The sequence below is a fragment of the Pelotalea chapellei genome (assembly GCF_018531195.1).
In the GTDB taxonomy this organism is placed as follows: domain Bacteria; phylum Desulfobacterota; class Desulfuromonadia; order Geobacterales; family Pseudopelobacteraceae; genus Pelotalea; species Pelotalea chapellei.
In genome coordinates this window covers 86,448-96,475 of the sequence record NZ_JAHDYS010000015.1, presented here as the reverse complement: position 1 = coordinate 96,475, position 10,028 = coordinate 86,448, and the positions used below count along the sequence as shown (strand labels likewise).

The following is a 10,028-nucleotide window of genomic DNA, read 5'->3' as shown; positions in this document are numbered from 1 at the left end:
CATGTCCTGGAACAGAGAATCTAGTTACTGTCAGTCCAACATACAAGGCGTAGCAGCGCTACGCCGCACAAGGTGGCATGCGAGGATGGCGGCGAGATGGCTGTTTTTCAACAGCCTTCTAGGAGAGCAGGTGTACGAATAGCCCGCTGCGCAGCTTCGGCTCAAACCAGGTGGATTTGGGGGGCATGATCTGATCCTGATCAGCCAGTTCGATCAGTTCGCGGATAGAAGTGGGGTGCAGCGAGAAAGCCACGGCATATTCGCCGCTGTCAACCAGCTTCACCAGTTCTGCGTTGCCGCGGATGCCGCCGACAAAGTGAATGCGCTTGTCGGTGCGGGGATCGTGGATGCCGAGCAGCGGGTTGAGCAAGCGGTCCTGCAGGATGGAAACATCCAGTCGACTGACGGTATCTGCCTCGTTGACCAGATTCTGGCGAGCATGGAGATGGTACCAGTTTCCTTCCAGGTACATGCCGAAATGGTGGCGCTCCTGGGGAATTACCGCAACAGGGGAGGGGGTCAGGTCAAAGATGGCGCTGACCTGGTCCATGAACTCCGCTGTTGTTCGACCGTTTAAGTCCTGGACCGCCCGGTTGTAGGGCATGATGTTGAGCTGGTTTTCCGGGAAGATGACGGTGAGGAAGAAATTGTATTCCTCCTGGCCGGTGTGCTGCGGGTTCTTTGCCCGGCGCAATTCGCGTACCCGACCGGCGGCAGCGCTGCGATGGTGCCCGTCGGCCACGTACAGGCGCGGGATGGCTGCGAACAGATCGGTCAATCGGCTGATCAAGGCTGGTTCGCTGATGATCCAGAGGGTGTGGGACACATTGTCATCGGTGGTGAAATCGTACTCTGGCTGACCTGAGACGATTTTCTCTATAATCCCCTCGACTTCACTGCAACTGCGGGAGAGGTAAAAGACCGGTTCATCATTGGCATCCAGATAATCGATATGCTTTACACGATCTTCTTCCTTATCCGCCCGGGTATGCTCATGCTTCTTGATCACCCCTGATTGATAGTCATCAACGCTGGCGCAGACAACCAACCCGGTCTGGGTGATGGTGCCCATGCGCTGACGATAGACGTAAAAACAATCCTGTTTTTCCTGGATCAGTGCGCCGCTGCGGATACATTCTTCCAGGTTGAGCTGCCCCTGCAGATACACCGGTTCATCATGGGAATCAATTTCAGGCCCAAGGTCGATCTCAGGTCGCGAGACATGCAGAAAACTATGGGGGTTGCCTGCGGCCATGGCCCGGGCTTCTTCCACATTCATGACATCATATGGCAGGGCGGCTACTTTGGAAACGAGTTCTTTGGGAGGGCGAAGAGCCTTGAATGGTCTGATGACGGCCATGAAAATCCTCTCTTACTGAAAATATCTTCGTGCGCCGATAAAGCGCTTTTCAAAATACGATTCATCAATGGCGGTTACACGTATTTCTTCTCCACGGCGGGGAGCGTGAACGAACTTTCCGGCTCCGACATATATGCCTACATGGTTGATCTTATCCTCGGCTGCACCAAAAAAAACAAGGTCCCCATCCTGCAGGTCAACTTTCGTGATCGCGTCTCCCGCCTTGTATTGCTCCCGGGAGGTACGGGGGATGCTGATCCCGCACAGGTTATACACAGCGCGGACAAAGCCGCTGCAATCCATGCCGTCAACAACCGTATCACCGCCCCAGCGGTAGGGGATGCCGACAAAGCGTTCAGCAGTGCGTGCCGCAATGGCGCCCATGTCCCGTTCCCCGCGAGAAGCCTTTTTTTGCGGCTTTTCAACAGGTGGAATGCTTGCAACTTGTTCGGTCTGTTTGGGGTCCCGCACTTTCTTGATCTCTTCTGCAGGTTTTTTTTGCCAGCCGGGCTCTTTAGGTTTGGAAAATACTATTTCGTTGGGCGGAGCGATGTAGTAACCGTCAATCAGACGATCTGCAACCAGTTTACCTGCAACTACCCTGGCTTTTTCCTTGCTGGGAAAGTCCCCAAAGCGAACGGCGTAAATGCCATTGTCCTTACGGAAATAAAAAGCTTCGATTCCTTTTTTCTGTAGTGCTACCGTGAAACGCTCGGCATTTTTCACATCGGCAAAGGCCCCCATCTGGATGGCAAAACCAAGGCGGTGAATACCTGCAGAAGGAGCGGCGTTTGCCGTCACAGTAGAAAAAAGAAGACAACAACATATGTGAAATATAATTATTCGGCTGGTGCGCATCGGTAATCGGCTTTATGTGTGGATTTACTGTAAGGAAGGCTGGATAGTACCCATAAATAAACAGGTGAGTAAAGAACTTTTTGCCGTATACCTGTGTAGATAACAGCATTTTAAGTAACCAGTGAAAATAGGTTAATGTTCTTTACAACAGTCAAAGTCCAATAACCATCACGCCGGGTATTGGTAAAAAGACCGCGGCACCGGATAAGAAATTCTTGTGCCGCGGTCTTTGTCGTAATTTTTTAAAACAACTGTTACTCCACATCCCCGACCTGGCGACGAACCCCCATCAGGAATGCAATCACAAACTCCTCCAAAGCTCCATCCAGCACGGCATCGGGGTTTCCCGTTTCGACCCCGGTCCGCAGATCCTTGACCATTTTATAGGGATGCAATACATACGAGCGGATCTGGCTGCCCCAACCGATATCCTTCTTGTCTGCGGCAATTTCCGATGCTTTGGCGGCCCGCTCTTCAAGTTCCCGTTCATACAGTTTGGAAAGCAGCACCTTCATTGCTGTAGCCTTGTTGAGATGCTGGCTGCGTTCGCTCTGACAGGCAACCACAATGTTGGTCGGCAGATGAGTGATACGCACAGCCGAGTCGGTGGTATTGACATGCTGACCACCTGCGCCGCCGGAACGGTAGGTATCCACCCGCAGATCAGATTCGGAGACCTTGATATCGATATCGTCCTCTTCGATCTCGGGAAAGGCATAGACCGAGGCGAAGGATGTGTGGCGGCGAGCGTTGCTGTCAAAAGGAGAGATGCGGACCAGACGGTGAATTCCTGCCTCTGCCTTGAGATGACCATAGGCGTATTCGCCACTGACGCTGAAAGTTGCAGATTTGATCCCGGCTTCGTCCCCCCCCTGATAATCGGTGATGGTCGTCTTCCAGCCTTTCTTCTCACAGTATCGCAGGTACATTCTCAAAAGCATTTCAGCCCAGTCCTGTGATTCAGTTCCGCCGGCACCGGGATTAATGGAAATGAAACAGGAGTTGCGGTCGTGGGTGCCGGAAAGCATGCGCTGAAATTCCGCTGCCTCGACACTCTGCTGCAGGCGGGTATTCATTTCCGCTACTTCAGTCAGAGTTTCCTCGTCCCCGGCTTCCTCTCCCAGTTCTATCATCACCCGCACGTCGTCCAGTTGCTTGACGAGTCCGTCCCACATCTGGACGATTTTCTCCTGAGCAGTGCGCTCCTTAAGAATACTCTGGGATCTGGCGGCATCGTCCCAAAAGCCGGGAGCAGCAATCAGAGACTCCAGCTCCTGAATTTTTTCCCGCTTTGTCTCTACGTCAAAGAGACCCCCGAAGCTTGGCGATGCGTTCTTCATAATCCTTCATTCTGGCAACTTCTTCACGAAACATAGGTGCTCCTTGCGGTAGATTTTCTAATTTTTTAAGTTTGTCTCACGGGGTGATCTTCTTTCGCTTTAACCAGGTTAATCCAGCTATTCCGGCTGACAGCAGAACACACAGCCAGGCCATGGTGTCGCCGATCTTCAGGTAAAGCGAATCCCCGGTTCCTGGCCTGATCTCTCCAGTGCGGAAGGCCTCTTCAAACAGAGGGGTCATGGTGCGGATGTGACCATTGTGATCGATTATAGCGGTGACGCCGGTGTTGGCGGCACGCAGTAAAGGAGTCCTGGTTTCAACGGCTCTAAATACCCCAATGGACAGGTGCTGATAGGGGGCGGATGTTTTGCCGAACCAGGCGTCGTTGGTGATGTTAACCAGGATGCGTGCGCCGGCATTGACATACTCTCTGGCAAGATCGGGAAAGATACCTTCAAAGCAGATTAGTGTTCCAAGCTGTGTCTGGCCGGCCTGCAACGGGATGGCTCTTTCCCCCGGGGAAAAATCTCCGATGCCCACAACCATCTTGCTGATAAAGGGGAACAGGCGCCCCAGGGGAACAAATTCACCAAAGGGAACAAGATGAATCTTGTCACTTCTGCCGATTGTTTCGCCTGTCGGAGATATGACAAAGGCACTATTGAGGAAGGTGCGCCTGCCATTGCGCAATTCATGGGCAGGACTGCCCACCAGCAGGGTAACGGAGAGTTCCCGTGCAAGTCGTTTGATTCGTTCCGCCTGGTGCAATTCGTCCTGGAAAAAGAATGGAAGCGCGCTTTCAGGCCAGATTACCAGATCGACTCCTTCTTTGCAGGCGGTGCGTGTCAACTGCTCGTAGATGTCGATGGTTTTTTCCTGGAAACCGGGGCTCCACTTTACATCCTGGGCGATGTTTCCCTGGATCAAAGCAACCTTGACCGGCTTGGCGTCTGTGGCCTCCGGTTGATTCAGTCGATTAAAGCCATACACAAGGGTGGCGACCAGCAGCAGTAACAATACCAGTACACTTTTCACCGGATATTGAATGCCTCCGCCACACAAGGCCCGCAGAACCCTGTAGAGCACAACATTGGCCAGGACGATCAGCAAGGTTATACCGAAGACTCCGCTGATATCCGCAATTTGAATCAGCGGCAGAATCCGGTATTGGGAGTGTCCCAGCATGGCCCAGGGAAAGCCGGAAAAGAGAAAAGAGCGGATAAGGTCGCAGGCAACCCAGGCTACCGGCAGAGAGAAAGCAGTCTTGATTCCTACCTGTTCACCTGCCCGGGCAATGAGAGCTGCAAGACCGAAAAACAGGGCCAGCCAGGCCGCCAGCAGCAGATAGAGCGGGATGCTGACTGCCCAGGGGAGATGGCCATAGCGGGTAATGACGACATTGATCCAGTACAGGATGAGGACATACGCGCTGATTCCACAGGTAAAGCCGATGCGGAAAGCAGTGCGGCGGGAGCTGTTTTCCAGTGCAATCAGCAGGGGAATGAGCGCAATCCAGGCTAGAAAGGAGAAACCACTGCTGGGAAAGGAGAGGGCGATCAGCAGGCCGGAAAAAATAGCAAGTTGACCAGGACGATCGAAAAGTGCAGCAGTTTGAGAACCTATAAAGCGTGTGGTCACTGGCTGACCTGCTCGCTGTTCATTCGTGAAATGCGCACCCTTATAATCCTGCGCTCATCCGAATCAAGCACGTCGAGCCGCAACCCGTTACCAATGACAGTATCACCAATGGCAGAAATCTTGCCGGACAGGTGGAAAATCAGGCCACCAACAGTATCGAAATTGTCACGTTCTATATCGACCATAAAATATTCTTCAAGATCATCTATCGGCATACGGGCATCAGCGGTTATGGAGCCGTCGCTGTTAACCTCGTACAGTTCCTCTTCCCGGTCATACTCATCCTGGATGTCACCCACTATCTGCTCCAGCAGATCCTCGATGGTGACCAGCCCGGAGGTGCCGCCATATTCATCGATGACGATTGCCAGGTGTACATGTTTGACCCGAAACTCCTGCAGCAGCTGTTCCAGATTCTTGGTCTCGGGAATGAAGTAGGGCGTTCGGATTATGGAGCGGACGTGGACACGTTCTTCCAGTTCTCCCCAGTATCTGAGCAGGTCTTTGGCATACAGCAGGCCAATGATGTTATCGATGTTGTTTTCGTAGACCGGAATGCGGGAATGTCCGCAGGCAAGAATCGTATCCAGTATTTCCCGTACTGTAGCCTCTGCGGATACACAGGCTATGTCTGTGCGGGGAACCATGATTTCACGCACCACGGTCGAGCGTAGCGAAAAAATGGAGCGGATCATCTCGCTCTCATCTTCGTTCACGATACCCTCTTCCTCGCTGGCTCTGATGAGGTCCTGAATTTCGCCTGTAGTGACTTTCTTGCGGCCCGTCACAAAGCGGCCGATCAGTTCAAGAATGCCTGTTTTCCTGCTGCCGTCTTCTTCCAACGTACATGTACCTCCTGAGATAATTGCAAAGCCGATTATGGTGCCATCACTTTGAACAGCAACAGCACACTTATGGTGATAGCCGTGCCAAGAACAGATCCGAAAATCACCTCGCGTAAAGTATGGATCCGCATCAGTAGCCGGGAATGGCTGACCATGACAGCCAAGCCGACAGACAATAGTGAAATAAGCGGATCCCTGGTATTGAGTGACACAGCTGTGGCGATGGAGAATGCCACCGCTGCATGACCGCTTGGTACTCCACCCTCGAGAGGGGAGCCTTTACCTGTAAAACTCTTGATCATGATGACAACAATGATGACCACAAGAACGGAGACCACTGTTCCCATATCAGCAGGTGTACCAAACATGGCGAGGACCTTTCCGTAGATGGGGAAAAAATATTTGGACAACACCAGATAGCCCATGAGGGCGGCGCCGATGGCCGCCATGAGCACAGCTCCCGCTGCCGTATCCTTGGCAACTTTTGCCAAAGGATGGTAGTCGGGTGAAACCAGATCTACAACTGCTTCAACCGCTGTATTGAAAAGTTCTGCAAACAGCACGAACAGGATCGAAAGGGCCAGCAAAGCAAATTCAATTGCCGTGACACGCACAAAAAGAGCAGCCAGCAGCACTCCGGCAGCTGAAATGAAATGGTTGCGCATGTGCTTCTGAGTTCGGGCAGTATGAAGAATGCCTTCTATAGCGCAGTTGACGGAATCTATGAAGCGGTCAGGTTTAACAACCCTTCCTTTTTCAGGATATTGAATAGCTCACTCTCCTTCTGTTCCATGCGTCTGGCCTCAGCCTCACCGCTTCTTTCATGGTCATAGCCGCACAGGTGCAATATGCCGTGCAGCAGCAGGAAACATACACGATCGAAAAGCGCCATGCCCCCCTCTTCGGCCTCCCGCTTGGCAGTATCGGCTGACACGATCACATCTCCGAGTGCATTGGGAGCAACTTCTGTGAATTCACCTTCCTGAAGGGAAAATGAGATGACATTGGTAGGACGATCTTTGCCGAGGTATTCACGGTTGATGCGACGAATTGAAAAATCGCCGACGATTGAGACAGATAGTTCGGTGCCCTCAGGACATTCCAAGGCGTTTAAGATCCTCACCGCCACGTTTCTTAGGCGGCCCATCGGAATCCGGTGGCGCCTCTGACGGTTGCTGAACAGTATCTGCACTTTTATTGCCTCCATTGGCCGAATGAGTTTGCTCCGGCGATATCTTCTGCTCACTGGCAGTGTTTTTTCTGGTTCCGCTGGCGACTTTGTACACAGCTTCCGGATAATCCACACGGTGGTGGAAGATACCAATCAATATCTGATTGAAGCTTCGCGCAATTTCATGCAGGTTTTTGAGTGTTAGTTCGCATTCATCAAGCTGCCCGTCAATAAAAATATTGTTGATGATCTTCTGAACCATCCCCTGGATGCGATCTGGGGTAGGATTAACAAGCGTGCGGGAAGCAGCCTCGACGCAATCTGCCAGCATCACGATGCCTGCCTCTCGGGTCTGTGGTTTGGGGCCGGGATACCGAAAATCTTTCTCTTCCACCGTCTGGCCGGTAGCCTCGGCCTGAGTCCGGGCGCGTTCATAAAAGAATTTGATTAATCCGGTGCCGTGGTGCTGGCGGATAATGTCGACAATCGCTTGGCCCAGACGTCTGTCTTTGGCTAATTCGGTTCCTTCTTTGATATGTGATATCAGGATCAGAGCGCTCATGCTGGGAGCAAGTTTGTCATGCCGGTTCTCTTCGCTTTGATTTTCAATGAAGTATTGCGGCTTGGACATTTTGCCGATGTCGTGATAGTAGGCGGCTACCCGGGCAAGCAGGGGATTCGCTGTAACCGCCTCTGCTGCAGCTTCCACAAGATTTCCCACGACTACGCTGTGGTGATAGGTACCGGGAGCGCGCACCATCAACTCTCGCAAAAGAGGTGAATTGAGGTTGGCCAGTTCCAGTAGTTTGATGTCGGTAGTGTAGTGGAAAAGCATTTCAATGATCGGAATGAAGCTGGAGGCAAAGCCGGCACTCAATACTCCACTCACCAATGCGAACAGCGCCACATAAATCGTTTGCATGCTGAAGAGCGTATTGCTGAAGGTCTGGAATCCGACTGCCAGTGCAAGGTTAACCACGGAAACCTTTATTCCGGCAGCATAAATGGTACTTCGGTCAGAACACTGCCGTACCCCGTGAGCACCTACAATGCCTCCCAAAAGAGCGTAGATGACAATGAACATGTTGTTATTGAACATTATCCCGAGCAGGGGAGCCATGATGGAACAATATACCAGGGCAACCTCTGAATTGAGGAACACTCGGATGATCATGGCTGTGGCTGCAAAGGGGAAAAGATAAAAGTAATTGTTGGTATCGATGCTGGGAAATACCTGCCCAACACTGTGTGAAATAAGCAGAGCAGTTTTAAAAACCAGGAAGCTGCCAATGATCATCAGCGAGATTACCAGGATGTCCTTGTTGCTTGGATGAAATTTACGGATATTTTTGCAGGCAAAGCGGTACGGAAAGTAAAACAGCACAAGAATCATGGAAAAACAGCCGATAAACGTGAAGTACCGATTGCCGCTCTGGTTTTCCATGAAAATCATGCGCAGTTTGTGCGCCTGTTCCGGGCTGATGCGCTCTCCCACCCGAACAATCATTTCTCCCTTCTGCACCTTGAACAGGACCGGGCGAACCGCCTCCATAGCTGCCTTGGCGCGCGCTTCGGTTGCCTCCCGGTTATAGAACAGGCTGGGCAGTAGAATCCGTGCGATCACCGCCGAAATCCTGCCGGCATCGCTAGGGTTGCCCAAGCCTGGAAACTGCCATTGCACAACTATTTTGCGCGCTTCGCCAATATCTGCATATTCCGCTGTCGCTTCACTGCCGGGTACAGGTCGTCCGTTGTTGTCGACAATCTCAATGCCTCGGTGGGCATCATTCTGGTATACCTTTGCGTCCAGTACAATCCTGCGCCGATACAATTCATTCAGCTGCCTGTCAAGTCTTGCAAGAAAAACCTTGCCCGATTTAAGACGGGTAAGGGCCAGAATCTCCGCCTCACTCAATTCTGTGTCTAGCAACGGTGTCAGCAGTTTGTGCCACTCTGCACGTTTATTAGAAGGAGTGGTTGCTTGCTCGGCTTGAACTGTATCCAATACCTGTTGCAGTTTTTCAACAAGGTAAGAAGGCACCCGGTCATTGAGATTGTAGATGATGGGAGCGCTGTTGCCGACCTCTTTGCGACGTTGTTCGGTCAGGGCTTGATCTTCGATCAAATAATCCCGAGTGGCACGGATGTCAGAGGTGGCAATGTCGCCTGTTTTGAATTCACGGGAGAAAAAATGTTGGCTGGGCAGAACGATGATTGTCAGCAGCAGGGCGGTGGTGAATAGCAGAATAAACCTGTTGCGCCGTGCTGTCAGAGGATTAGTGAATCTTTTGACAATGAAATCGAAGAGATTGGATCCCAACTTGCTCAGGTGTGCCAAGGTATGTTTTTCCTGCGTGCTGCTAATTTGATCCTGCATATCCCGTTGGGTGAAAAGTAGGTATTTTTGTTCTGTATATTGGCTAAGTAATTGAAATAAGATTTAAAGATAGCTTCAATTAGTAAGGGTGTCAATAAGAGTGTTGCTGGGAGAAGTGAGGGATTGCCTTCATACCTACCACTGCATAGTCCAGTTTAGATTTCGTTTATATCGGCTGCGGTTATCTCTACGTCGGGCCAATCTTCATAGACCCAATTTTCCAGTCGTTCCAATATAGTGCGCGCGATGGTTTTATCAGGACTTACGGTGACAAAACCGAGCACTGCCACCCGGCAATTATCTTGGCGGCCTACTTCTGCGCAGGCAACATTGAAGCGATTGCGGGCGCGGCCCTGGATGCTTTTAACAATGCCGCGCTTCTCCTTTAGCGTAAATGAAGGAAGCGCGAGATGGAGTTCAAGACAATAGATGAACATT

Annotated in this window: 9 protein-coding genes; all 9 read right to left on the bottom strand. The window is 51.6% G+C overall.

Annotation, left to right across the window (positions count from 1 at the left end; genetic code table 11):
* Positions 1-118 precede the first annotated feature (118 nt).
* On the bottom strand, positions 119-1,360 hold the full coding sequence (locus KJB30_RS14715) for a DUF1015 domain-containing protein (protein WP_214300670.1): 1,242 nt from the start codon (positions 1,358-1,360) through the stop codon (positions 119-121).
* Between the two features lie 12 nt (positions 1,361-1,372).
* The gene (locus KJB30_RS14710; protein WP_214300668.1) at positions 1,373-2,218 is read right to left on the bottom strand and encodes an NlpC/P60 family protein; all 846 of its coding nucleotides are present in this window, start codon (positions 2,216-2,218) and stop codon (positions 1,373-1,375) included.
* A gap of 254 nt (positions 2,219-2,472) precedes the next feature.
* Positions 2,473-3,592 (bottom strand): peptide chain release factor 2 gene (gene prfB, locus KJB30_RS14705; protein WP_214300666.1). Its coding sequence is split into 2 segments (ribosomal slippage): positions 2,473-3,522 and positions 3,524-3,592, totalling 1,119 coding nucleotides; the frame shifts between segments, so codons are not numbered across the junction.
* Positions 3,593-3,634: 42 nt separating this feature from the next.
* Positions 3,635-5,197 (bottom strand): apolipoprotein N-acyltransferase, encoded by a 1,563-nt coding sequence (lnt, locus tag KJB30_RS14700; protein ID WP_214300664.1) that lies wholly within the window; start codon positions 5,195-5,197, stop codon positions 3,635-3,637.
* Positions 5,194-6,039, bottom strand: coding sequence for a hemolysin family protein (locus tag KJB30_RS14695; RefSeq protein WP_214300662.1), 846 nt, complete (start codon positions 6,037-6,039; stop codon positions 5,194-5,196). Before KJB30_RS14695 ends, lnt begins: the two co-directional genes overlap by 4 nt.
* Before the next feature lie 35 nt (positions 6,040-6,074).
* On the bottom strand, positions 6,075-6,746 hold the full coding sequence (locus KJB30_RS18510) for a diacylglycerol kinase (RefSeq protein ID WP_367618992.1): 672 nt from the start codon (positions 6,744-6,746) through the stop codon (positions 6,075-6,077).
* Between the two features lie 17 nt (positions 6,747-6,763).
* Positions 6,764-7,189, bottom strand: a complete 426-nt coding sequence (ybeY, locus tag KJB30_RS14685) for an rRNA maturation RNase YbeY (RefSeq protein ID WP_496198536.1) — start codon at positions 7,187-7,189, stop codon at positions 6,764-6,766.
* Entirely contained in the window at positions 7,134-9,551 is a 2,418-nt protein-coding gene (locus tag KJB30_RS14680) for an HD family phosphohydrolase (protein ID WP_246545713.1), read from the bottom strand. Before KJB30_RS14680 ends, ybeY begins: the two co-directional genes overlap by 56 nt.
* A 194-nt stretch (positions 9,552-9,745) precedes the next feature.
* Positions 9,746-10,027, bottom strand: coding sequence for a DUF503 domain-containing protein (locus KJB30_RS14675; RefSeq protein ID WP_214300649.1), 282 nt, complete (start codon positions 10,025-10,027; stop codon positions 9,746-9,748).
* Between the last annotated feature and the right edge of the window lies 1 nt (position 10,028).